A 23,119-nucleotide genomic window follows, 5' to 3' on the forward strand; every position below is an offset into this window, starting at 1 on the left:
CGTCTCCTTCAAATCCCTCAGCACACAAGCGAGTTTCGAAAGAGCTCTAATGGCGGTGATATTACCATACGCGAGAATGACAGCGTTTTGTGACGTTAGTACTATAGTTATAGTACTAGGATGACATCGTTTTTGGCTAAAACCTTTTCGGGGTAACTGTATCATTTCTCTTTAAATGCTCTAAACATCGTATCAGTAATAGGATCAAGTAAATATCTCAGGAGAGTCCTTGTGCCAGTAACAATTTGAACTTCCGCTTGCATACCAGGATGTAACTCTAACTTTCTAGCTTTTGCAATCTTATTAAACTCATCCATATCAATCTCAATTCTAGCGATATAATAAGTGGTAGGATCTTGGCTTGGAGTATTTCTGTCTTGTACAATATCAGGAGATATTTTAACAACTTTGCCAGTAAATAACGGCGTTGTTCTAGATTTAAAAGCACTGAAGCGAATTTTTGCTACCAAGCCTTCATGCACTGAATCTATATTCTTGCTTGGAACTTTTGCTTCTATTATTAAATTATCATCAGTTGGAGAAATCTCTAGAATCGGATAACTTGGTGAAATCACCTGTCCTATTGTATGATAGTTCAATACATTTATAATACCATCAACTGGTGATTTAATAACCACTCGATTTAAAGAGTCCTGATGTGCATTAAATGCTTCTTTAAAACGAGCTACTAGCTCTTGTGCCTCTTTTAGTTCAGTCAGAGTTTTCTCTGTATATTTATTCTGTAAGTTAATAATGCTAATCTCACACTCTGTAATCGAATGCTTAATAGATGCAATCTCAGCTTCTGCCATAGCTATCTCACTTTTGTACTGTGCTTCCTTAGCTTCTAAGTCTAATAAAGCGGCTTTATTGGCAAAACCTTTTCCATGCAATGTACCCATTGCCTTTAAACGATCCTTAACAACCTCTAGAGTTTTTACATTTGCAACTTTTTTAGCCTGCGTCCCTTCGATTTTTTTATTTAATTGCTCGATCCTTTGATGTAAGGCATTTTTTTCACTTTTATATACTTCTTTTTTAGACTGAAATAAATTTTCTTGGGTATGTATAATCCTTGCTACTTCTGGTAAATTGATATCTTTGGTTAATAATTCTGGAAATTCAATCTGAGCTTGATTATCTCTCTCGGCAATTAAACGACTTTCCGTTGCTAAAGCATGTCTATATTGGCTTAAATTACTTTCATATGCTGACTTAATTCTTGTATCTTCTAGCTCTATTAATTTATCTCCTTCTTTAACTTGATCACCTTGTTTAACAAAAATATTAGCTATAATTCCACCTTCTTGGTGATTAATTGTTTTCTTATTACCACTCGTTATAACAACACCCAATGCTGTAGCAGCACTATCAAGAGGAGCAAAACTGCCCCATACCCCTCCAACTAATACAAAAAAGATTATTACATATACCCCAAAAAGAATTGGGGATCTAGCAATTTGTACTACATCATTGCGATCAACATCATTATTTTTAGTAACAAAATTGACGAAACGATCAAGATAATATAATGTATTTTTAATGGCATTAGAAATCTTTACTATTACCTTTTGTGATACAATAGCTCCCTTTGTTTTTTTTGTGTGTGTTAAATCATTTTGTAGCGACAAAAGCTGTTTAAGTTGCTCCGCTGTAAATGCCGGCTTATTGTTATTTGACTTTTCTTCCATATTTAAAACTTATTCATTAATGTGGATTACACCATTTTGTAACAGTTTAACTCGATTTTGCATTTCTTCTTGAGTGCCATAAAGAGCTACCGCCCCCTCTTGTAATACCAAAATCTTATCTACCACCGATAATACAGAAGGTCTATGAGAGATAACAACTACAGCAATACCCTTAGATTTTGCTTGCTTTAAGCAATTTGATAGGGCTATTTCACCCGCTTCGTCAAGATTTGCATTAGGTTCATCTAAAATAAGTAGTTTAGGATTACCATAAAATGCTCTAGCAAGACCAACCCGTTGTTTTTGTCCACCAGAAAGATTAGAGCCCGCTGTTCCAATATCTGAATCATAGCCATCTGGTAATCTTAAGATCATTTCATGAGCTCCAGCAATTTTAGCTGCCTCAATTATTTTTTCCGGATCAGCATTTTCAGCCATCCTAGCTATATTTTGCTTTATACTACCACTAAATAACTCTATTCCTTGCGGCAAATATCCTACATGTTTACCAAAGTCTTCCCTGTTCCAACGATAAATTTCTCCACTATCAAGCCTAACAGTCCCTGACGATGCTTTCCATACCCCAACTAAAACTTTTGCTAAAGTTGACTTACCTGCTGCAGAAGGTCCTATAATTGCTAATATCTCACCAGGCTGCACCGCAAAGGACACTCCTTTTAAAATATATCTTGGTACTGGCGGTTGTAGTATATGTGGAGGAATTGGTATCGAATAATAAATATTTTCCACAGTTAAATGTCCTTCAACATTTGGAATTGGCATTGCTTCTTCTCTTGATTTATACGAAGCAAATAGTTGATTGATATTTTTATAAGATTTTATAGCTCCGCTCATACTTTTCCATAACTCAATAGCGTTATCAAAAGGGGCTAAAGCTCTACCAACTATAATAGAACTCATAATCATACCACCAGTAGTCATCTCTCTTCCTGAAGTACTAACAACAACATAAGCCCCAATACCAGTTACCAGCATCTGCATAACATTACGGATAAATCTTGAAAAATTAGAAATAGCACCATTACGGTAGCTAGCAATTGATTGCTTCTCCAAAGAAGCAATATTAAACTGATGCCAATTTTTCGTAACATTTTTCATCATGCCCATAGCTTCTACAACTTCTGAATTTCTATTGGCGATGTCAGCTTGTGTCATACCCTTTATAGAAAATTCACTAGCTTCACCGAGAGTTTTATTAGTCGCAGCTGCATTAAAGAAAGCCGTAGATACAATAATAATAGCCCCAGCTAATGTAAGGATTCCAATATATGGATGAATTAAGAAAATTATTATTATATAGACAACACTCCAAGGAGCGTCAAATAAAGTATTAATACCAGTGCTAGTTAGAAAGGTTTTTACTGTTTGGAAATCACGAAGTAACTGACTAGCACCCATATTAGTACGAGTTGCAGAGGCTGAAATAGAGTGACCAAAAATTACAGGAGCAACTGTTTTATCCAACCATTCACCAACTTTAATTAGGGTGAATGATCTAGCAACTTGCAATAACCCATAAATAAAATAGATCGTACCAATAATAACAGACAACCACATTAATGTAAATAAGTTACCACTTCCTATAACCCGATCAAGAACTTGCAAGGAATAAAGAGGTGTTATCAACATTAACAAGTTAATAACAAACGCAAAACTAAAAACTATCCAAAACGCAATTTTGCACTTCTCAAGAGCAGTAGTTAGGGGATTTATTACTTGAGATACTAATGCACTATTATTTCTCATATTACCATTGTTATATTATATTTTTCTGAATTAATAATCTATATCATCTAACACAAATTAAATTAGCCTGTCCTGATAATAGTAGTTATCCGAACCTGATGGCTTCCTGGCTCTATTATATTTTTTACTGCTAATTGGTAAAAATTATACTATTTGTAATATTTTTTATTTGACTCTACACTATACGCAAAATAAATAATATGGCAACCTCTTTATTGTCCCACTTTGGGAGAAAAACCCCGCACTTGCAGTGCGTCGTTTCAACATAAATTTTAAATATCTTATCAAGAAAAGATAGGATATTTTTTAACAAAATCTTACACTTCACAGATATATTCTTTTTGTGTTGTGACACTTTCTAAATGAGCCATACACAAATAGTTTCTAACTTTTAAGTTAGTACATACATGAGGCATTCATGCCGTAATATTAAGCTCTGCACTTGCAGTGCAGAGTGGTTAACTAGACTTAGAGCCTAAAATATAACCTAATTACTTTTTCGACAAATATCCTTTTATCAACTCCTCAGCAATTTGTACAGCGTTTAAAGCTGCTCCTTTCCGTAAATTATCTGCTGTAATCCATAAATTAATGGTATTTTTTTGACTATGATCATTTCTAATTCGCGAAACATAAACAATATCTTTACCAACAACATCTATGGGAGAAACATATTGTGTTTTATCCAAATGAGAATTAACTACAATAGAGTCTGATTCTTTTAGTATTTCTTCTATTTCTTTAGCATCTATCTCTCCGCTAAACTCAACATTCACTGAAATAGAATGACCAACAAACACTGGCACTCTTACGCAAGTTATACTAAATTTAGCATGTGATCCTATAATTTTTTTTAACTCCAAAGCAATCTTAGATTCTTCACTAGTAGAACCATCTTCATTAAAACTACCTATATAAGGAAATAAATTAAAAGCTATTTGCCTAGGGAAAATTTTAGGCTCGATGTCCTTAAAGACATATTTTGCCTTGGTTTGCTCATAAAGCTCTTCCATTCCTTTTTTGCCCGCTCCTGAAGTCGATTGATAAGTCGATATCACCATTCTCTTAATCTTTACTGCATTATCCAAAGGCTTTAATACAGTAGCTATAGGAGCAGTACAACAATTTGGATTAGCTATAATATTTTTAATAGTATAATCTTTTAGGCTGGCTAGATTAGCTTCTGGAACTATCAAAGGAACATTAGGATCAAGTCTAAAAAATGACGATTTATCAATAACTATGCAACCTTGTTCTGCAACCTTGGGTACATATTTCTTTGATATTTCTGAACCAGCTGAGAAAAAAGCAATATCGATTTTACTAAAATCTACACTGTCTATGTCAGATATTTTTATAGTGCCATCTCCAAAGCTAACCTCTTTACCATTAGACTCACTCGAAGCTATAGCGTGGATATTATTAATTGGAAAATTTCTCTCAAACAAAATTTCTAAAGTTTCTCGCCCAACATTACCCGACGCACCAATTACCGCAATATTATATTGTTTTGTCATCTACATTTATCTTTTTATCAATTGACTATATCAGCTTAGAAATAGTTTTTCCCCCTATAATATGGAAATGAAAATGGAACACACTCTGTCCAGACTTTACCCCTTTATTAGTAATCAAACGATAGCCATCTTGATCTAAACCAACTAGCGATGCAATATAGGCTAGTTTGGTGAAATAATCTTTAATTTCATCGCTAGAAGCTTTAAGGATAAAATCACTATAGTCAATATACTCTTTTTTTGGTATAATTATTATATGTACTGGAGCTACAGGATTTATATCATTAAATGCTATTAGATTATCATCTTCATATATTATCTCTGCTGGAATATCTTTACCAATAATTTTTATAAAAACATTATTCTTGTCATACATATTATACTCTCATTTTTATTATCTACTCCCAAATGTTAATATTTGAGATTACTATAACACATTTTTTTTATCCACTAAGCGTTCTAAAAATTTTAATTCAGCTTCTATCTCAGATTTTGCTAATATTATGTCTGTAAGTTGGTATTTCTTTTTTTGCAAATCATATTCTCTCATATCATCGCTGAAAAAACCAAATATCAACATAATGGCGAGTTGACTTACAGAAATAAAATTAGTACAACCTAAACTTGATATAAAAATACTTAATATCAAAGTAGTTATTAGTGGTAACCACATTCTATGATATAATGCCCAAAACACGCTTAAAAACGCAGCAAATAATGAAAAACCTTGCTTGATAAGAATAAAATCATTATCTTTTTTTTGAGGATTAACATATATTGAATAAATATTCATAGGAAAGTCTTGTAATTACGATATTAAATGATTACTTAAATAGCATAATAATAAACAAATAGCCAAACATCAATATTTAAAAGATTCTTTATGTCAGATAACTCGCCCGGTCCTGTCACATTACACGGTACTACTATACTGTGCTTAAGAAAAGGTGGAAATGTTGTAATCGTAGCAGATGGTCAGGTCTCCCATGGTAATACAATTTTAAAATCTACAGCAAGAAAATTAAGAGTCATGTTCAATAATAGTATTATTGCTGGCTTCGCTGGATCTACTGCAGATGCTCTAACTTTATTTGAAAAATTAGAATTAAAGTTGGAGAAATATTCGTATCAGTTACTGAGAAGTGCTGTAGAACTGGCAAAAGATTGGCGTAGCGATAAATATTTACGTAAACTTGAAGCAATGATGATCGTTGCAGATCAAAAAAATATATTAATTTTAACTGGTAATGGTGATGTAGTTGAACCTGATGGTGACGTTGCTGCCATTGGCTCTGGTGGATTATATGCACTGTCTGCTGCTAGAGGTTTAATGTCTTTTGATAATAACTTAACTGCCGAAGAGATTGCTTTAAAATCAATGAATATTGCAGCCGACATCTGTGTTTTCTCCAATCATAATATTATTTTAGAAAAAGTTATATGAGTACTAATATTAAGAAAAAATCAGTGGGATTAACTCCCGCTAAATCTATGGGATTAACTCCCGCTAAAATCGTAGCTGAACTTGATAGATTCATTGTTGGGCAATATAAAGCTAAAAAAGCTGTTGCGATAGCGTTGCGGAATCGCTGTAGACGTAGAAATGTAGACGAACCACTTCGTCAAGAAATAGTGCCAAAAAATATTTTAATGATAGGGCCAACTGGCGTAGGTAAGACTGAAATCGCTAGGCGACTTGCTAAGCTTAGCGGCTCACCATTTCTTAAAGTAGAAGCAACAAAATTCACTGAAGTAGGATATGTTGGACGAGATGTTGAGTCAATAATACGAGACTTAGTGGAAATAGCTGTTAACACCCAAAAAGCTAATGCTAAAAAAGCAGTGATTGCTAATGCACATTTAAAAACTGTAGAGAGGATTTTGGATGCTTTAGTCGGCAAATCAGCATCAACTGAAACTAGAGAAAAATTTTGTCGCAAGCTTGAAAAAGGTGAACTTGACAATACTGAAATTGAAATAAGTATAACAGATTCAGGTGGCTTATTTGGTAGTAGTAATTTTGAGATTCCTGGTATGCCAGGAGCTGCCATGGGCGTATTAAATATTTCTGATATGATCGGCAAAGCTATTGGTACTAACAAAATAAAAACTAAGAAAATGCTGGTTAAAGATGCTCGTTTAATTATTTCTGCCGAAGAGTCAGAAAAATTGATCGATCAAGAAAAAATTATTCAAGATGCCTTAGTGCTAGTACAAAATGATGGTATAGTATTTTTGGATGAAATAGATAAAATCACCTCAAGAGCTGAGGGGAAAAGTTCAGAAATTAGTAGAGAAGGAGTACAAAGAGATTTATTACCTATTATTGAGGGTACAACTGTTAATACAAAACATGGACCTATAGAAACTGCACATATATTATTTATAGCATCAGGTGCTTTTCATTTATCAAAACCATCTGATTTGTTACCTGAATTGCAAGGAAGGCTACCTATTAGAGTAGAGTTAAGCTCACTTACTAAGGACGATATGATAAAAATTTTAATTGAACCAGAATCAAGTTTAATAAAACAATATTCAGCCTTAATTGCAACCGAAGGGGTAAAATTAAAATTTACTGATAATGCAATAGATAAAATTGCTACTTATGCAGCAAATGTTAACTTAGAAGTTGAAGATATTGGAGCAAGAAGATTACATACTATTCTAGAAAATTTATTGGAGGAGATAAGCTTCAATGCAAGTGATACGAAAGAAAAAGAGATAGTTATTGACGAACATTTTGTCGACCAGCAATTATCAAAAATTATCAAGAATCTTGATCTAGTAAAATTTATTTTATAAAAATGATAGTTCACCTTGGTAGTTTAACTTTTAGCGGTATAGATATTATCGATGTTGATGTGCAAGTACAGATATCGCCAGGTATACCTAATTTTACTATAGTAGGACTTGCTGATAAAACTATTGGCGAGTCTAAAGAACGAGTTAGAGCAGCACTTTCTTCAATAGGTCTTGCCTTGCCTGCTCAAAAAATACTGATAAATTTAGCTCCAGCTGATTTGGTTAAAGAAGGTAGTCATTTTGACCTTGCTATTGCTTGTGCTATACTTAGCAGCATGAAAATTTTACCAGCTGAGGAAATACAAGAATATCTAGTAATAGGCGAATTATCTCTAGATGGTTCTATTCTACCTGTCAGCGGTGCTTTGCCTGCTGCTATTGGTGCTTTGGCTAGAAATAAAGGGCTAATTTGTTCAAAATCTAATGGTCAGGAAGCTGCATGGTCGGGCAATAATAATATTTTGGTAGCAGGAAATTTAATAGAGTTAGTTAACCATTTTAAAGGCTCACAAATATTATCATCACCTGAATTAGAAATTGACTACTATAGCAAGCGTTGCAGGCAAGCTAGCAAACGGGAAACTATCAAGAGCTAGACCTTTTCGTACCCCCCCACCACTCATGCTCGATAGCAGCGATGGTCGGCGGTGGGGTTGGTAAAAGAGTAAAACCTGGAGAGATATCGTTAGCACATAACGGAGTGTTGTTTTTAGATGAATTACCAGAATTTCCACCTAACGTTATCGAATCTTTAAGGCAGCCAATTGAAACCGGAGAAATACTGATTGCTAGAGCAAATTCGCATATAAAATATCCTGCCAACTTTCAGCTAATAGCAGCAATGAATCCTTGTAAATGTGGTTATTTAAGCGATCCTCACAAAGCATGTTCTAAAGCCCCAAAATGTGGGAGCGATTATCAGATACGAATTTCTGGTCCTATCATGGATCGATTTGATCTACATATAGAGGTAGGATCTATCGACTCATATAACTATGATTTAATAGAAGATGATACAGAAGAAGAGTCGGGGCAGATAGCATACAGGGTCGAAATGGCTCGTAATATTCAACAAACTAGATATGAAGGATATAATATCAAAACAAATAACCGTTTGGATGGACAGTTGCTTATCGAACATGCATTGCCAGTAGATGACGGTAAGGATTTACTTAATGAAGCCGCGACAAAATTTCGTATATCCATGCGTGCTTATAACCGTATCTTACGGGTTGCAAGAACTATAGCGGATCTAGACGCTTCTTCCAACGTCTACAGGATACACATTGCTGAAGCACTAAACTATAGAAGAATAGGGGGTAGCTTTTGAATTAACCATTAGTCGTACTTCTGTATCATAGTACCCTAAATTTTTCTATAATCGTCATAGCAAGGCTCTTTAGATGCCGTGGAATCTGTATCACTTCTTAAAACAGTCTGTCCGGCAAAACTCTATAAGTCTTATAGATAATAGGTTTTAATGGCAGAAAATAATAAAGAAATCCATAAGAAAATGTTAAAATATGCTAATAAACCTTATGGATTTCAGTCAATATGCCAATAGAAAATATTATCAAATCACAAAAACAAGGAAAACTTTTTGGTTATAAATTAAAAGAAGAATTAAACTCAAATAATAAGCTATATAAATTAAGAGAATTAATAAATTGGTCTGGTCTAGAAGAATGGTTATCAAAAAATGTTTCTATTAAGAGATTTGGTAGAAATAGAAAATGTCATAGAGTGATGCTTGGTGTAACGATGCTACAAGCAATGTATAATTTTTCAGATTCATTAGCAGAGGAAGAACTAAAAGAAAACATGTATTGGCAATATTTCTGTGGGTGGGAATATATAGAAACAGATATAGCGATGTCGGAAACTAGCATAAGAAGATTTCGTAATTTATTAGGTGAATCTGGATATAACGAGATATTAGCAGAGTTGATAAGAGTTGGAATAAGAACTAACACAATTAAAAAAAAAGATTTGGAATTGATAATTGCTGATACAACGGTACAAATTAAGAATATCAAGCACCCACATGATGTTTATTTAATGGATAAAGCTAGGCTTAGTATTGTGAAGCTTTGCCAAAGTTTGGGTATAAGTTTAAACGAAACCTACGCTAGAACCTATAAGCGAGATATAATAAAGCTCTGGAAGTATAAAGAGCATAGCAAAGCCAAGAAGCGTTGGAAAATAATGAAGCATTTAAAAACGTTACTTGGTCGTTTGGTTAGAATATGTGAGCGTGAGATAAAAAATCAGAAATTAAACTTATCTATCAGAGATCAAGAAGTATTGAAAAAAGTAAAACAAATACATAGCCAATCTGTTTTAAAAAGAGAAGAGAAAAAGCAATACAAAGAACAGAATAAAATATTGTATAGTTTTCATGCCCCTGAGGTAGAGTGTATAGGGAAGGGAAAACGAAACAAGCCATATGAGTTTGGCAATAAAGTTGCGGTAGTAGTCAGTGGTCGTAGAAATTTTGTACTGTCAGCAAAATCGTTTCATAATAATCCTTATGATGGTCATACATTGCAGCAGAGTTTTGAAGCGGTAGAAAATGTAACTGGAATAAAGATAAAAAAATCGTTTGTTGATCTGTATACTTGCAGCAAAACTGCGTAACACTATCTAATTTTTTTGCTAGTATGAATTTATTGTATAAATTTGGGTTTCTACTATGCAAATATCACCGATTAATCAAAAGTTACGCTATGTTTTATGATAAGTGGCTTTGTACTGAGATATTATTAAAATTCTTTACTATGAAAAAATGGCTTTCAGCCAAGGTTTTTAGTCATACTTGAGATAACATAGCGTAAGTTTTGTAATAAAAACTAGTTGAAAAAGTACCAGTTATATTATAACATTTGAAATATTAATAATAATGATAATTAATCAAATGAAAAAACCAAAAGTAGCGACCTTAAGTGCTGAAGAACGAGAAGAACTAATACAACATGTCAAGGAAAGTTCATTAACGGGAGATGAACAGCAAACGATAGTAGAACTTGTGAAATTTTGTAATGAGCTAATAGACAAGCTAGCATCATCAAATATCAGTATAAATAAGCTTAAGGAAATGCTGATTGGTTTTAAGGCAGATAACAAAAAAAAGATAGTTCAGATTCATTAAAAGAACCGCCAAGTGAATCTGATAACGGGAATGGTGGTAATGAAGAAGAGTGCGATAAGCCCAAAAAGATAGATCGTAGTAATTGGCAAGGTAAATATGGGTTTGATGATTATAAGGATGCGAATACCAGCTATTTAACTCCTGAGAATTTTTGTAGTGGTGATAGCTGTCCTCACTGTTGTAATGGCAAACTATATAATAGTGAAGCTAGAAAATTGCTACAATTTACAGGTAATGCTCCAATTACAGTCAACAGATATGTAAAGAAAACGCTACGTTGTAATGCTTGTGATTATATAGTTATGAACAATAAAAATATCAACAAATGGACAAATAGTAGCAGAAGTGCAATAGTGTTACAAAAGACCTATGGTACTCCTTTCTACCGTTTATCTAGGCTGCAAAGTTTAAGTGGTGTTCCTGTGGCATATAGCTCGCTCTGGCAACAATATTTAGATGTTTGGCAAGAAGGTGGTGGAGCTGAAATTTACGGGGTATTATTGGAAATGGCTGCCGAATGTAGTTCACTGAACCTTGATGATACTAGAGCTAGGATTTTAGAAATTACTATAGCCAATAAGAAATTACGTACTCAAAATAAGAAAGGACGCAGCTGTTATACTACTACAATATGTGCTAAGACTGCAAATAATGAGGTGATAGTTTTATATTTTACCGGTAATAGGCATGGTGGAGAAAATATAGGTAACGTACTAAAGAATCGTAAGAATAGAACAGATTCTATCCAATTAATGACTGACGCAAGTAACAATAATAACCCGGTATTATCAGAAGCAGATCAAGAATTACTGGCAATAATAGTGATGATCAATTGTTTGTCACATGGTCAGAGAAAATTTACAGAGAATGAACTATATTACCCTGAAGAATGCGGATATTTTCTCAAACAAACACGAGGGATTTACCACAATGAACATCAATGTAAAGAGATGAGTCCTGAAGAAAAACTTGGGTATCATCAGGAACATAGCAGTAAATATATAGAAAACATATATAACAAAATAGACGAATTATTTAACGACAAGAAAGTTGAGCCTAATAGTAGGCTTGGACAAGCTATGAAATATTGGATAAATAATAAAGAAGGTTTGACCCAATTTTTAAAAATCCCAGTTAGCAATCTTGATAATAATTGGGCTGAGAGATCACTGCGTACCATTATTTTACAAAGGAAGAATTCATTATTCTTTAAAACAATCAATAGTGCTGAGATACATAGTGGTCTGTATAGTATAGTAAAGACTTGTAGTGAGAACGAGATCAATGCCTTTAAATATTTAAATTGGCTACAAGAGCAGAGTAGCAAAGCAAAGAAGCGTCCTGCGAATTATACGCCTTTTGCCTATGCAAGATATATGAATAATACGGAATTAATCGAGACAGCAGCTTAAACGACAGTAAGCCAATCATTAGAGAATTTGGCAGAACTAGGATCACCATTATGAATAAGAATGTGTAAGGTTCTATAACAAATTTGATAAGATGAATTATCAGATGGGAAAAGTTTTGCGGTAAATTTACCTTTGGATAGGCGTTTAGAGCATAGCCAAAAGCCTTGACCGTCAAAGGACAAAATTTTAATGGCAGTTCTGTTTTTATTATAGAATAAAAACAAGGAACCATTAAGAGGGTCAGAAGAAAGTTTTTGTCTACAAACAGCGATTAAGCCATCGATACCCTTGCGAAAATCGATGGCAATAGTGGCAACAAAAATAACTGACGCCGGGGTTAGTTGCAGCATAAAAATGTCTGAATTATGGTTTTTGGTTCTAGTGTTTGGATAATAAGTTTGGTACCATTTGGTTTAATAATGTGACAAGTATAGTGATTTTGTTTGGGTGCAGCTACAGGATCGGTATCTATAGAATTTAATAGTTGAAATGGGAGAAAATTAATATTTTGTTGTAGAGCTTGATTTGAAGTTGAGACAGGAGAAGTTTTGAGGGTAGGCTCATGGGCTTTTTTAATTGAACTGATTGTTGCTTTATTAATATTAAGATGTTTAGCTATCTCTTGGTAAGAATAATGATGGAGTAATTGGTAAACTAATTCCTTTAGATGGTTTGGTATAGGATCAAACTTATTAGTTTTAGTTTGACGCCAGGCTTTAAATTGCTGAGCTACTTGCTCAATAGTAATTGATGGTATTTGCATAGTATGAAACCCAAATGTATAAAAAATTCATACTAGCAAAAACATTAGATAAAGTTATGCAGTTTTGCTGCAGGTATACGTTGATCTTGGTTATACTGGCAGCAATGTTAAAGAGAAGAGTAAGGTATATACCCCAAAAACTCGGAAAAAGTTATTGAAAGAAGACAAGTGTATGATCAGGAGACGCAGTGCTATAGAACCAATAATAGGGCATTTGAAACAATATGGCAGGATGGGCAGAAACTTCTTGAAGGGTGTGATAGGAGATGTGATCAATCCAATAATCTCTGCTATAGGTTTGAATTTACGATGTATTGCCAATCATTTACACATCATGCCTAACTCTACATAAAAAAATTATCATTAAAAAACTTGCTAAACGATTAAAAAAAATCGTTAGAGTCTGTCCTATAGTTTGTGTAAGTTGCAAAGAAAGCAGTAAGAGATTACTGTTAGTTTGTGTAAGTTGCAAAGAAAGCAGTAAGAGATTACTGTAAAAAAAGTAACTTAAGCAAGCAAGGAGGAATTATGGCTAAAAAATTAGATACAGATAAAGATACATTAGACATCAGTAATCAGCTAGTAGAAGAATTATTATCAAAAGCAGATCCATCGGAGTTATTTGGTCGAGATGGTTTATTTCAACAGCTAAAGAAGCAAATAGTTGAGAAAATATTAGCAAGTGAGTTGGATCATGAATTAGGATATTCAAAACATAGCAAGATGCCAAAAGTAGATAATAATCGTCGTAATGGTAGCTATGAGAAGACAGTAATTGATGGGGATGGTCGTAAGCTGACAGTAGAAGTACCAAGAGATCGGGAAGGAGAGTATAATCCTCAATTAATACCAAAAGGGCTGAGGAGATTTAATGGATTTGATGAGAAAGTGATATCCCTTTATGGTCGCGGTATGACAGTCAGCGAGATCCGAGGGCATTTAGAAGAAATATATCAAACTGATGTATCTGGTGACTTGATATCCACCATAACAGATGGGGTGATAGAAGAAGTAACTAGGTGGCAAAATCGTTGTTTAGATAGGGTGTATCCAATATTATACTTGGACTGTATCTATGTAAAATCTAGAGACAATCACATAGTAATAAATAAAGCAGTATATTTAGCACTTGCTGTAAATATAGAAGGGAAAAAGGAGTTACTTGGCATTTGGATAGGCAAAAATGAAGGTGCTAAATTTTGGATGCAAGTAGTTACTGAGTTAAAGAATCGAGGAATTGAACAAATTTATGTTGCTTGTGTGGATGGTTTAAAGGGCTTTCCAGAAGCTATAAGCAGTGTATTCCCGAGTACTATAGTACAATTATGTATTGTACATATGGTTCGCAATTCAGTAAAGTATGTGTCATATAAAGATTTAAAAGAGGTCACATCAGATCTAAAACAAATTTATACAGCTAATAATGACGAAATGGCACGTTTAAAACTTCAGCAATTTGGTGTAAAATGGGATAAAAAATATCCGGTAATTTCTGATATTTGGCAACGTAATTGGTCTGGGATAATACCGTTTTTTGCCTTTCCTGAAGAGATCAGAAAGGTAATTTATACTACTAACACTATAGAATCTGTAAATCGTCAAATTAGAAAAATTATCAAAAATAAGGGGGTGTTTCCAGATGATAAGTCAATTCAAAAAATAATATTTTTATCCCTACAAAATGCAGCCAAAAAATGGACCATGCCTATTAAAGATTGGTCTTTAGCTTTAAATCAATTTGAAATACTTTGTGGAGATTTTAAATATGATTTATTGGAAAATAAAAAATGAACTTACACAAATTAAATGATTGACTCAATCGTTAACAATAAGCTCATGTAAAAATTTTACTAAAACAGAAATTTTTCACTCAATAACAACCAGCTGAAGCTGGTGGGTTGATATCTAGACTGGAAGTCGCTATTACTCTAAAGAGATATTACTAATGCCTGTGCTATCTCTCTGATCCTAATTCTTATAAGTTACCCTGCAATACTTTGTAGCGATATTTAGTGATCCAAACAACATGAAAGCGATGGTAAAATACAGTGTGGCTAGTCTTGTTATAATCTGTCATATATGATATTTTAATATACATAAGAGCAAGCTCTTCATGTATATTAAAATATCATATATTCAAGTTATAGTGAATTGAAATATTAGAACAAGGACTGAAGTCTTTCCCAGCTGAAGCTGGGGGTTTTAACCAAAAAGGTGACTATAAACATCATGTGGGTGCTTGATATTCTTAATTTGTACCGTTGTATCAGCAATTATCAATTCCAAATCTTTTTTTTTAATTGTGTTAGTTCTTATTCCAACTCTTATCAACTCTGCTAATATCTCGTTATATCCAGATTCACCTAATAAATTACGAAATCTTCTTATGCTAGTTTCCGACATCGCTATATCTGTTTCTATATATTCCCACCCACAGAAATATTGCCAATACATGTTTTCTTTTAGTTCTTCCTCTGCTAATGAATCTGAAAAATTATACATTGCTTGTAGCATCGTTACACCAAGCATCACTCTATGACATTTTCTATTTCTACCAAATCTCTTAATAGAAACATTTTTTGATAACCATTCTTCTAGACCAGACCAATTTATTAATTCTCTTAATTTATATAGCTTATTATTTGAGTTTAATTCTTCTTTTAATTTATAACCAAAAAGTTTTCCTTGTTTTTGTGATTTGATAATATTTTCTATTGGCATATTGACTGAAATCCATAAGGTTTATTAGCATATTTTAACATTTTCTTATGGATTTCTTTATTATTTTCTGCCATTAAACCCTATTATCTATAAGACTTATAGAGTTTTGCCGGACAGACTTTATACTAGATTGCCATTTGATGAACAAGAACAAATGAGACTAAGAGATTTTGCTAAGGAACTAGATAATAAAGCTGTTAAGTTTATGATTTCTAATAGTGATACTCCTTTTATTAGAAGTTTGTACAAAGATTTTAATATTAATACTATCAAGGTTACTTACTCTATGCCCCAAACAAGAAAAACTTCTAATGAGGTAATTGTTACAAATTATGTATGACAAGGTCGTGTTTAACATTTATAAGATGATTAAATCTATTGTTTTACTAACAGTACTGATACAAGTATTGTAGTAATTCTTTGTTTGAAGCTATCAGGACAATGTATTTGGCTCGTAAGAGAATCTAAGTTGTGTTTGATCATATCAAAACTACTTTTTATCAATATACAACAGCTGTAACTCAATTAATAGATACCTTATTACTACCTCCTACAAAAGAGCTTTTCCCACTCTACACTTTTCCTTACAAAAATTGTGGTACTATGCTGTAAGCCCTACTCAACTTTATTGCAGTGAGGCTTTAATAGTTTTCTCTTTATTGTTAATATTATTTAGTGCATCGTTAAGATGCAATCTTTCTGCTTGTTGTTTAGCCTTACCACAATACTCCAAAGCTTTATTGAAATCACCTTTACTAAAATAAGCATCTGAATAAGTTATATAAAAAAACATTTTAGTTCTGTTATCAGCTACTTGCTCAATTAAGTTATTATATTTATTAAACTCTATTATTACTTTATCAGCTTGGTTGGCTAAAATAAATAATTTTCCATATAATATTATGGATCGTAAAAAGTTTCTAGTGTTATGAGTTCCCTTGAATAAAAATATTGCTTCTTGAATTGATTTTATAGCAGTCTCTATTTCTAGTATATTTATATTGATTTTATCCTTTGCTTTATTTATGACTAAGATAAGACTAGCTTTATTCGACAATAAATTTGCCTTTAAATTTGTTATATCATTATCTTTTTCTGACTTACTTATTTTTATATTATTATACTCATAAAATGCTTCATTTATTTTTTCTTCAGCCTTGTGATAATTACCAATTTTACGAAAATATAGTGAGTATAAACCTAGAATTTTACACTTTAATATTTCTAAACCATCAGTTTTTTGCAAATATGTATTAACCTGATCAAGTATCTTTAGAAAATCTTCATATTTCTCTTGCTCAAAGTAGACCAAAGAAATTATTAAGTCCATTGCTGCAAGATTTTCATTATATTTATCCTTAAATTTAGTTTTAAATTGCTGACCAGTTTCAATAAGTTGTTGAAAAGAATTAGTTAGTTTAAATTCGTATTCATTATTTATAAAAAATTGTAATAGTGATTCAAACCATCTTAAATTTAAGGTAGAATAAATATTATTTTTGCTCTCTGACACTTGACTTATCTGGTGATATAAAACTGCTTGTACTAGGCGATGAATAGCAATATTATCATTATCATCATAATTGATCATAGAATATTGCCATAATAGAGCAATATGTTTATTTAATGTTAATTGTGGAGACAATAAATGTGGATAAGCTGTTTGTAGCCATGTCAGTAATAGTTTACGAGAGATTTTGTCTGGAGCTAGATATGCACATACCGCTAAAAGTTCAATAGCTATAGGGGGTTCATTATTAATTTTAGTATCTCTAACAATTGCCTCTAAGCTAATATTCCAGGTTATTGCCACTGGATAGTTATAGCCTTTTGTTTCTTCTAAAAAAGAATTATCCGCTAATAGTTCTGATTCATACCTCTTATAAAGACCTAAATATTCTGGAATAGTGATATGTTTTTGCTTAATATAAGAACCAGCTTGTACTAGTGCTAAGGGTAAATATCCTAAAACTTCTACTAATTCTTTTATAGCATCTTGTTCTTCTGCTGATATATCTCGCTCTATTAAAGTCTTTATTGTTTTGATAGCTTCCTCTTCTGTCATGATATTAACCGGTAATATTGAAAACTTTGTTGGCCAATAACGCTGACGAGTTGTTAAAATCACATGTCCACCAGCTTCTGGTAGAAATGGTTCAATTTCACGATAGTTGTTTACGTTGTCATAAACTAAAAGCCATCCTGGATTGTCAATTAGCCATTGTTTAATATAAGCAATAATGTTTTCTTTTGTATAGACGGCTTCTGTGTATCCTAATAACTTAGCAAATTCAACATATTTATTATACAAATCATCAATGTTCTCTGCAGAAAACCAAGCTTTAAGTGTATAAGGATGTTTTGTATGATTTATATATTGCAAGGCTAATTGTGTTTTACCAATTCCCCCAAGTCCAGCACATGCACTAATTGCTAAATTGCTTATTCCTTTTGGTGTATGATTCTTATGCAATTTATTGTATAAATCACTCAATAGTTTTTCTCTTCCAACAAAAACATTATCTTGTCTAGGTATATTCCAACTAGTCAAGTTCTTAGGAAGTATTACTGATTCTTGTGTTTTAAGATATGACACTTCTGCTTCTTGACTTTTAACCGTTTTTTTAATAGTTGGGCTAAATATTAAAAAATAAGTACTACAAATAATCAAAATCAATACACCAACTATTAGTAGATAAATATTCCTAGCTTTACCTTGAACACTTTTATTTGTCAAATAAGATTGAGGAGAAAGTGAAGCAGAATTATTTGATATAATATTATTATACCTTTCCTTGAACTTAATAATAATGTTGTTTACATTCATATTAGGAAAAATCTTTGTAATAATTTCTAAAAAAACAAAATAATATTGTTTGGACAAAGAGAGATTAATATATTCAAAATTAGTTTGTTTAGATGAAAATTTTATACATTCCTGCGGTATAAGAAAAAATACTTTAGATATATCCTGCTCATTAAACATAATAACAGAATTATCACCTTGCTGTTGTTTAGATATATTAGCTTCATTTACAGGTAAAATATAGACAGTACATTGCCTTAATTGCTTTCTGCCTTCATCATGTGTCTCCTTGTGCCTTAAAACTATAGGAGTGTTATCAAAATTTTCCCGTAGTTCTATAAAAACTGTTATGCCTATAAGTTGTAAATCACTACGTATCTTATTAATTATCAAGTTTAAATCATTGTTTTCTAGCATCTGTAAAACAATAAAAAATGATATATTATCAGACTTTGTTAATATTAAAATTTCCTTTAAGATTTTTTTAAATTCTTGTTGAATTAACAAACTTAAATAATAATTTTGTATTAGCTTGTATTTATCAGATGTTTCTATAAAGTTTATAATTCCCTCTCGGGTATTTGTTCGTATTTTCCGTTTGATATTAGAGATATGACTTTCAATAGTTCTTATCTCGATCTGTTTATCCTCATTTGATAGGAAATTAGCTATTCCTTTTGTGTTTTTCCCATGCATAATGCATGCTATCACGTCTATTTCTCTTGATGTAAAGCTGATATTGTTAATTATTATCAAGTGCTTTTCATAAATATCTTGTGGACATAGTATCTCTTTATCTTCCATAAAATCTAATTTATTTAAACTATTATTATTCTATCAGGTTATAGAACCATTTGGTAAATACAAACATAAATAATAGAAAGAGTCTCTACATTATATTTAAGTATTTTACTTACGTATAATACTTAATGTTTTTTTAAGAGTTGGAATAATTCTAATTTAGGTTTTAATAAATTCTTCTAGCTTAGTAGGTAAGGAAGTTAAACTACACTTAAATTATTGTAAAATAATAAATATTTTTAAATAAATTTACTACAACTAATAGCAGAGTATTAATTATGCAAAATACTAACGATTTACGTAATATCATAGGTGCTATTAGTACTAAACTGTATAAAAATGATATAGTAGCTGAAATACATTACAGATTAAAAGATCCTTGTTCTGCTTTAAAGAAGATATTAAGAAAGAGTATTGCTTTGAAAGAATTAACTGACCTAATTGCTTTTAGAGTTATAGTTGATAAAAAAGAAGATTGTTATAAAGTATTGGCTATTATTCACAACATCTATTCTGTTAATATAGAAAAGTTTAAAAACTATATTGATAATCCTAAGAATAATGGCTACCGTTCTCTGCATGTCATAGTTGTAGCTAATATCTATGAACGTAACATAGAAATACAAATACGGACTAGAGAAATGCATAATTTCGCAGAATTTGGTACAGCAAACCATTATGACTATAAAAAAATGCAGGAAAGAAAGTTAAGAAGATTATTATCTAATACAAGACTTAACATAACTAGTATTAATACTAAGATCAATAATGCATATAATATTTTTAGCCAGTTTAATTGGACTATATCAGAACTAATCACTTATGAGCAAGCGATTGAGAATCTTTGTCATAATTTGTATGATGTACAATTAAATAAAGTTATCAAGGAACTTATCTTTTCGTCTAAAAGTTAAAACAAGGCTTTACTAGACTAAAATCCTTTTACATCAAGCATTTCAATTACCTAAACTACCTAATATTTTAGGGAAAAATCATCAAGCTGACTAATTTTTAAGTAATAATATTGTAATTATCATTCCAGCTAATTAATTCAAAGCTACAATTTTGAGCTTGAAAAGCGGCTTCTAAATCTTGCATATGACGATTTCTAATATAATAATCGTAAAAGGCTGAAGTGGGTTTAAGAGTTACTTTTTTATTAATGTTATCTTCTTGCAGTACTATTAATTTACTAAAGGTAGCGATATCAACATATTTATTGTATCGTTCAATTAAAAATTTTCTAGCTTTATACCATAATGAATCAGGATTTAATTGCTTACTTAGCTCAAGCAAATAAGCATGATTTTCATCTTTAGTATTATTTTCTTGTATCGTTGGTATAGATTGCTTGTATGGCATAATTTGTAACTTTGTTATTTTATTACCATACACCATTTGTACTTGCTGTAATATTTTAGTTTTAACATGTTCTGATAAGGAAATATCTTTTAATAATTTGAGCTGAAATTGATCCCCTAAAACTTTACCAAATGTACAAGCAGTTAACAACTGATAAGCTGTATCAGTATCAAAAGCACCAGAAATTTTACGTTTTAACTGAGCCTGCCGGCTAGTATCAGTACTATATTCTATCTTTTGTAAGTACTGCTCTTTCGCTTTATTCTCATCACTAGATTTAAACTGGAAATTGCTAGAATTAGCTTTAGTAGTTTCTTGTAGTTCATTGCTTAAAGCTTTAGCCATATAGTTCAACAGCACTTTCTTATGACCAAAATGATGATTTGAATATTCCCCAGCTAACTTTAATAACAACTTATTGATAAAGTCTAAGTTAAATTCTCGATTTGATTTAATCTGCAATAAATCAGCATCTTCTTGAGTTAGAGGATAAAAATCAGCTAATCTTTTTCTTCTGAACCAGCTATTTTTATGGTTTACAACTGGAATGCCTGAACTATTGGAGCAATTTGACTCTACTACTGGCTGACATTTCTGTGAGACTTGCTGAACAACTTTTTGTAATGTCGTACTGAGTGGCAAGGCATCTCTCATAGGGTTTTCAGTAGATGTATTAGTATTATCAACTTGTGCTTCATCTGATAATTCTTGTTCAAATTGTAAAATTTGCTCAATCTTTTGCTGTGGTAATTGCTGGTTATTATCAATTTCATTCGCATCAACTTGATTTTTTTCATTTTGAAAAATTTCAGATTTGGTAGATCTAGATTTATTAGATATATTTTTATTATTATCTATATATATAGAGTGGTCCAAACTTTTTTGGGGTTGAGGCAAAAATTCTTTGGGGTTAGCCCCAAAAGTTTTTTGGGTTGAGTGTAAAATTTTTTCATTTTCAGTAGAAAGTGATTGAGAATGAGGTTGGAAATTTCTTGCCAGTTTAATACAAGGGACATTACGACACTTAATGCCATATTTGACTATGGTTGCTTTACGAAGATCAATAAAGCTAGCTTTCTGCAACTCCAGCAAACATTGTCTAACCCGTTCTTGGCAAACTCCTAGAGATTGTTCAAAGAAGTTATAAGTTTCCTGGAGTTCATCTAAGCTATTATTATGATAGATTTGCAAGCGAAATACGATCAGTGATAGGAGTTGTCTAGCAGTTTTACTTAAAACTTTACCAGTGTTGGAAGAAAGGTCACGCCATTCAGGTGGCACAAAATTACCAACGAAGTTGTAAAATATTACGGAATTACTACTGCTTTTAGTAGCAGATTTAGATAAGTTACAGCATATATGCAGCATATAGATTCCTTCTAAACATCATTATAGAAGGACTTTCAGGACAATTATACTACTATTTTTACAGCATATATACAGCATAAAAATTTTTCATAAAAAAGCAGATTATTGCAATATAATGAAAAAGCTTTGAGGTAGGTGGTGCCGCTAGGAGGGGTTGAACCTCCGACCTCATCATTACCAATCACTAGGTCAGGGGTTCGATTCCTGTCTTTCTCCCCAGCTTTTTTATTAGTTGTAATCCTTAAAGTCCTAGTACTCATAAGCTTTCCTCCTATAATTTGCATTAATATTTAAAGACTATCTAAACTTAATATATTTGTCAATTTATGATAAAAATTGGGGTAATTTCTTGCAAAACCAAAATAAAACCTACATGAAAAATAATAGTTTTTAGTCACATTCTTAGTTGAATTATTATTTTAATATTAAACTAAAATAGGTTAATTAAATAAGTTAATTTTTTTTAATTATTTTTTGCTTAAAACTTAATATTAATAATTAAATTAACAATAAATATCACAAAAATTGTCGGTATATAACTCAATACACATTAAGTAGCTCAATTAAGTGCTTACTTATCAGATATTTAGACGCCAACTATAATAACAATTTTAGTTGATGTTACTAAGTTGACACTATTCTAAAAATTTAAAAAAATTTTCTAAATCTAGTAAAAATCCCCTGTACTATCAGGAATAATGGGTGTATTTGTAGAACATGGAACTGCGTGGTGTAGTATCAAGCACCGAGGTTAAAATGATAATAGTCAAATTTTTAATTCTAACCTCAGTGTCTATTTTTCAGAAAACAAAAAACAGGATTTTACTCTATGCCCTCCTATATTAAAAATCAATAAAAAATCACTTAAATCTAAGTTAACCACTCTGCACTGCAAGTGCAGAGCTTAATATTACGGCATGAATGCCTCATGTATGTAATAACTTAAAAGTTAGAAACT

21 protein-coding genes and 2 pseudogenes are annotated in these 23,119 nt (G+C 31.8%); 11 read left to right on the forward strand and 12 right to left on the reverse strand.

The genetic code is table 11. The annotated features are described in order from the left end of the window. Window positions 1-161: 161 nt before the first annotated feature. The 6 genes from AAHN00_RS01330 to AAHN00_RS01355 all read right to left on the reverse strand — a co-directional run bounded on the left by AAHN00_RS01330 (window position 162) and on the right by AAHN00_RS01355 (window position 5,768). Window positions 162-1,691: an HlyD family type I secretion periplasmic adaptor subunit gene (locus tag AAHN00_RS01330; protein WP_342271885.1), complete on the reverse strand. Its 1,530-nt coding sequence runs from the start codon at window positions 1,689-1,691 to the stop codon at window positions 162-164. Window positions 1,692-1,700: 9 nt separating this feature from the next. Then, window positions 1,701-3,458, reverse strand: coding sequence for a type I secretion system permease/ATPase (locus AAHN00_RS01335; RefSeq protein ID WP_342271886.1), 1,758 nt, complete (start codon window positions 3,456-3,458; stop codon window positions 1,701-1,703). Between the two features lie 175 nt (window positions 3,459-3,633). Continuing rightward, window positions 3,634-3,813, reverse strand: a complete 180-nt coding sequence (locus AAHN00_RS01340; RefSeq protein ID WP_342271887.1) for a hypothetical protein — start codon at window positions 3,811-3,813, stop codon at window positions 3,634-3,636. 136 nt (window positions 3,814-3,949) lie between these two features. Beyond that, on the reverse strand, window positions 3,950-4,975 hold the full coding sequence (gene asd / locus AAHN00_RS01345; RefSeq protein WP_342271888.1) for an aspartate-semialdehyde dehydrogenase: 1,026 nt from the start codon (window positions 4,973-4,975) through the stop codon (window positions 3,950-3,952). A 25-nt stretch (window positions 4,976-5,000) separates the two neighbouring features. Continuing rightward, complete coding sequence (locus AAHN00_RS01350) at window positions 5,001-5,351, reverse strand: HIT domain-containing protein (RefSeq protein WP_342271889.1); 351 nt, start codon at window positions 5,349-5,351, stop codon at window positions 5,001-5,003. 51 nt (window positions 5,352-5,402) lie between these two features. After that, a complete protein-coding gene (locus AAHN00_RS01355; protein WP_342271890.1) occupies window positions 5,403-5,768 on the reverse strand; it encodes a DUF2628 domain-containing protein in 366 nt (121 codons plus the stop codon). A 90-nt stretch (window positions 5,769-5,858) separates the two neighbouring features. Between AAHN00_RS01355 and hslV the strand changes: the two genes are divergently transcribed. The 7 genes from hslV (at window position 5,859) to AAHN00_RS01390 (ending at window position 12,340) form a co-directional block, all read left to right on the forward strand. Next, window positions 5,859-6,419, forward strand: coding sequence for an ATP-dependent protease subunit HslV (gene hslV / locus AAHN00_RS01360; protein ID WP_342271891.1), 561 nt, complete (start codon window positions 5,859-5,861; stop codon window positions 6,417-6,419). Continuing rightward, window positions 6,416-7,780 carry an ATP-dependent protease ATPase subunit HslU gene (gene hslU / locus AAHN00_RS01365; RefSeq protein ID WP_342271892.1) on the forward strand — a complete coding sequence of 455 codons (1,365 nt, stop codon included), beginning with the start codon at window positions 6,416-6,418 and terminating at the stop codon, window positions 7,778-7,780. Before hslV ends, hslU begins: the two co-directional genes overlap by 4 nt. 2 nt (window positions 7,781-7,782) lie before the next feature. After that, entirely contained in the window at window positions 7,783-8,376 is a 594-nt protein-coding gene (locus AAHN00_RS01370) for a magnesium chelatase domain-containing protein (protein WP_342271893.1), read from the forward strand. Window positions 8,377-8,417: 41 nt separating this feature from the next. Beyond that, on the forward strand, window positions 8,418-9,110 hold the full coding sequence (locus tag AAHN00_RS01375) for an ATP-binding protein (protein ID WP_342271894.1): 693 nt from the start codon (window positions 8,418-8,420) through the stop codon (window positions 9,108-9,110). A gap of 224 nt (window positions 9,111-9,334) precedes the next feature. Beyond that, window positions 9,335-10,417, forward strand: a complete 1,083-nt coding sequence (locus AAHN00_RS01380; RefSeq protein WP_342271895.1) for an IS5 family transposase — start codon at window positions 9,335-9,337, stop codon at window positions 10,415-10,417. Window positions 10,418-10,694: 277 nt separating this feature from the next. Then, window positions 10,695-10,928 carry a hypothetical protein gene (locus tag AAHN00_RS01385; protein WP_250310741.1) on the forward strand — a complete coding sequence of 78 codons (234 nt, stop codon included), beginning with the start codon at window positions 10,695-10,697 and terminating at the stop codon, window positions 10,926-10,928. Between the two features lie 215 nt (window positions 10,929-11,143). Then, the gene (locus AAHN00_RS01390; RefSeq protein ID WP_342270935.1) at window positions 11,144-12,340 is read left to right on the forward strand and encodes an IS66 family transposase; all 1,197 of its coding nucleotides are present in this window, start codon (window positions 11,144-11,146) and stop codon (window positions 12,338-12,340) included. On the opposite strand, the gene tnpB is transcribed toward AAHN00_RS01390, so the two are convergent. Both tnpB and AAHN00_RS01400 read right to left on the reverse strand, forming a co-directional pair. Continuing rightward, on the reverse strand, window positions 12,337-12,690 hold the full coding sequence (gene tnpB, locus AAHN00_RS01395) for an IS66 family insertion sequence element accessory protein TnpB (RefSeq protein WP_342271896.1): 354 nt from the start codon (window positions 12,688-12,690) through the stop codon (window positions 12,337-12,339). The genes AAHN00_RS01390 and tnpB overlap by 4 nt on opposite strands. Further along, the gene (locus AAHN00_RS01400) at window positions 12,678-13,103 is read right to left on the reverse strand and encodes a hypothetical protein (RefSeq protein WP_342271013.1); all 426 of its coding nucleotides are present in this window, start codon (window positions 13,101-13,103) and stop codon (window positions 12,678-12,680) included. The genes tnpB and AAHN00_RS01400 overlap by 13 nt, the downstream gene beginning before the upstream one ends. Window positions 13,104-13,275: 172 nt before the next feature. Between AAHN00_RS01400 and AAHN00_RS14930 the strand changes: the two are divergent. Both AAHN00_RS14930 and AAHN00_RS01410 read left to right on the forward strand, forming a co-directional pair. After that, window positions 13,276-13,419: pseudogene (locus AAHN00_RS14930) on the forward strand (IS5/IS1182 family transposase); the annotation flags it as partial. Window positions 13,420-13,631: 212 nt separating this feature from the next. Continuing rightward, window positions 13,632-14,894, forward strand: a complete 1,263-nt coding sequence (locus AAHN00_RS01410) for an IS256 family transposase (RefSeq protein ID WP_342270914.1) — start codon at window positions 13,632-13,634, stop codon at window positions 14,892-14,894. Window positions 14,895-15,305: 411 nt separating this feature from the next. Here AAHN00_RS01410 and AAHN00_RS01415 read toward each other — a convergent pair whose 3' ends face one another. Further along, window positions 15,306-15,824 carry a transposase gene (locus AAHN00_RS01415; RefSeq protein ID WP_342270950.1) on the reverse strand — a complete coding sequence of 173 codons (519 nt, stop codon included), beginning with the start codon at window positions 15,822-15,824 and terminating at the stop codon, window positions 15,306-15,308. 118 nt (window positions 15,825-15,942) lie between these two features. Here AAHN00_RS01415 and AAHN00_RS01420 point away from each other — a divergent pair. Continuing rightward, window positions 15,943-16,164, forward strand: a pseudogene (locus AAHN00_RS01420) (DNA adenine methylase); the annotation flags it as partial. 285 nt (window positions 16,165-16,449) lie between these two features. Here the strand turns inward: AAHN00_RS01420 and AAHN00_RS01425 are convergent. Next, window positions 16,450-19,434: an NB-ARC domain-containing protein gene (locus AAHN00_RS01425; RefSeq protein WP_342271898.1), complete on the reverse strand. Its 2,985-nt coding sequence runs from the start codon at window positions 19,432-19,434 to the stop codon at window positions 16,450-16,452. 275 nt (window positions 19,435-19,709) lie between these two features. Between AAHN00_RS01425 and AAHN00_RS01430 the strand changes: the two genes are divergently transcribed. After that, complete coding sequence (locus AAHN00_RS01430; protein WP_342271899.1) at window positions 19,710-20,345, forward strand: bifunctional (p)ppGpp synthetase/guanosine-3',5'-bis(diphosphate) 3'-pyrophosphohydrolase; 636 nt, start codon at window positions 19,710-19,712, stop codon at window positions 20,343-20,345. 97 nt (window positions 20,346-20,442) lie between these two features. On the opposite strand, the gene AAHN00_RS01435 is transcribed toward AAHN00_RS01430, so the two are convergent. Both AAHN00_RS01435 and AAHN00_RS01440 read right to left on the reverse strand, forming a co-directional pair. Beyond that, complete coding sequence (locus AAHN00_RS01435) at window positions 20,443-22,161, reverse strand: hypothetical protein (protein WP_342271900.1); 1,719 nt, start codon at window positions 22,159-22,161, stop codon at window positions 20,443-20,445. 44 nt (window positions 22,162-22,205) lie between these two features. Then, window positions 22,206-22,445 (reverse strand): hypothetical protein, encoded by a 240-nt coding sequence (locus tag AAHN00_RS01440; protein ID WP_342271901.1) that lies wholly within the window; start codon window positions 22,443-22,445, stop codon window positions 22,206-22,208. Window positions 22,446-23,119 lie beyond the last annotated feature (674 nt).

The organism is Candidatus Tisiphia endosymbiont of Parasteatoda lunata (assembly GCF_964030955.1).
In the GTDB taxonomy this organism is placed as follows: Bacteria; Pseudomonadota; Alphaproteobacteria; order Rickettsiales; family Rickettsiaceae; genus Tisiphia.

What these genes read in the sequence shown, in the direction of transcription:
- AAHN00_RS01380 (WP_342271895.1), top strand. Translation starts at nt 9,335, where the DNA reads ATGCCAATAGAAAATATTATCAAATCACAAAAACAAGGAAAACTTTTT.
- AAHN00_RS01350 (WP_342271889.1), bottom strand. Translation starts at nt 5,351, where the DNA reads ATGTATGACAAGAATAATGTTTTTATAAAAATTATTGGTAAAGATATT.
- AAHN00_RS01370 (WP_342271893.1), top strand. Translation starts at nt 7,783, where the DNA reads ATGATAGTTCACCTTGGTAGTTTAACTTTTAGCGGTATAGATATTATC.
- AAHN00_RS01435 (WP_342271900.1), bottom strand. Translation starts at nt 22,161, where the DNA reads ATGCTGCATATATGCTGTAACTTATCTAAATCTGCTACTAAAAGCAGT.
- AAHN00_RS01330 (WP_342271885.1), bottom strand. Translation starts at nt 1,691, where the DNA reads ATGGAAGAAAAGTCAAATAACAATAAGCCGGCATTTACAGCGGAGCAA.
- AAHN00_RS01355 (WP_342271890.1), bottom strand. Translation starts at nt 5,768, where the DNA reads ATGAATATTTATTCAATATATGTTAATCCTCAAAAAAAAGATAATGAT.
- hslV (WP_342271891.1), top strand. Translation starts at nt 5,859, where the DNA reads ATGTCAGATAACTCGCCCGGTCCTGTCACATTACACGGTACTACTATA.
- AAHN00_RS01440 (WP_342271901.1), bottom strand. Translation starts at nt 22,445, where the DNA reads ATGCAAATTATAGGAGGAAAGCTTATGAGTACTAGGACTTTAAGGATT.
- AAHN00_RS01375 (WP_342271894.1), top strand. Translation starts at nt 8,418, where the DNA reads ATGGTCGGCGGTGGGGTTGGTAAAAGAGTAAAACCTGGAGAGATATCG.
- AAHN00_RS01385 (WP_250310741.1), top strand. Translation starts at nt 10,695, where the DNA reads ATGAAAAAACCAAAAGTAGCGACCTTAAGTGCTGAAGAACGAGAAGAA.
- hslU (WP_342271892.1), top strand. Translation starts at nt 6,416, where the DNA reads ATGAGTACTAATATTAAGAAAAAATCAGTGGGATTAACTCCCGCTAAA.
- AAHN00_RS01425 (WP_342271898.1), bottom strand. Translation starts at nt 19,434, where the DNA reads ATGGAAGATAAAGAGATACTATGTCCACAAGATATTTATGAAAAGCAC.
- AAHN00_RS01410 (WP_342270914.1), top strand. Translation starts at nt 13,632, where the DNA reads ATGGCTAAAAAATTAGATACAGATAAAGATACATTAGACATCAGTAAT.
- AAHN00_RS01430 (WP_342271899.1), top strand. Translation starts at nt 19,710, where the DNA reads ATGCAAAATACTAACGATTTACGTAATATCATAGGTGCTATTAGTACT.
- AAHN00_RS01415 (WP_342270950.1), bottom strand. Translation starts at nt 15,824, where the DNA reads ATGCCAATAGAAAATATTATCAAATCACAAAAACAAGGAAAACTTTTT.
- AAHN00_RS01400 (WP_342271013.1), bottom strand. Translation starts at nt 13,103, where the DNA reads ATGCAAATACCATCAATTACTATTGAGCAAGTAGCTCAGCAATTTAAA.
- AAHN00_RS01335 (WP_342271886.1), bottom strand. Translation starts at nt 3,458, where the DNA reads ATGAGAAATAATAGTGCATTAGTATCTCAAGTAATAAATCCCCTAACT.
- tnpB (WP_342271896.1), bottom strand. Translation starts at nt 12,690, where the DNA reads ATGCTGCAACTAACCCCGGCGTCAGTTATTTTTGTTGCCACTATTGCC.
- asd (WP_342271888.1), bottom strand. Translation starts at nt 4,975, where the DNA reads ATGACAAAACAATATAATATTGCGGTAATTGGTGCGTCGGGTAATGTT.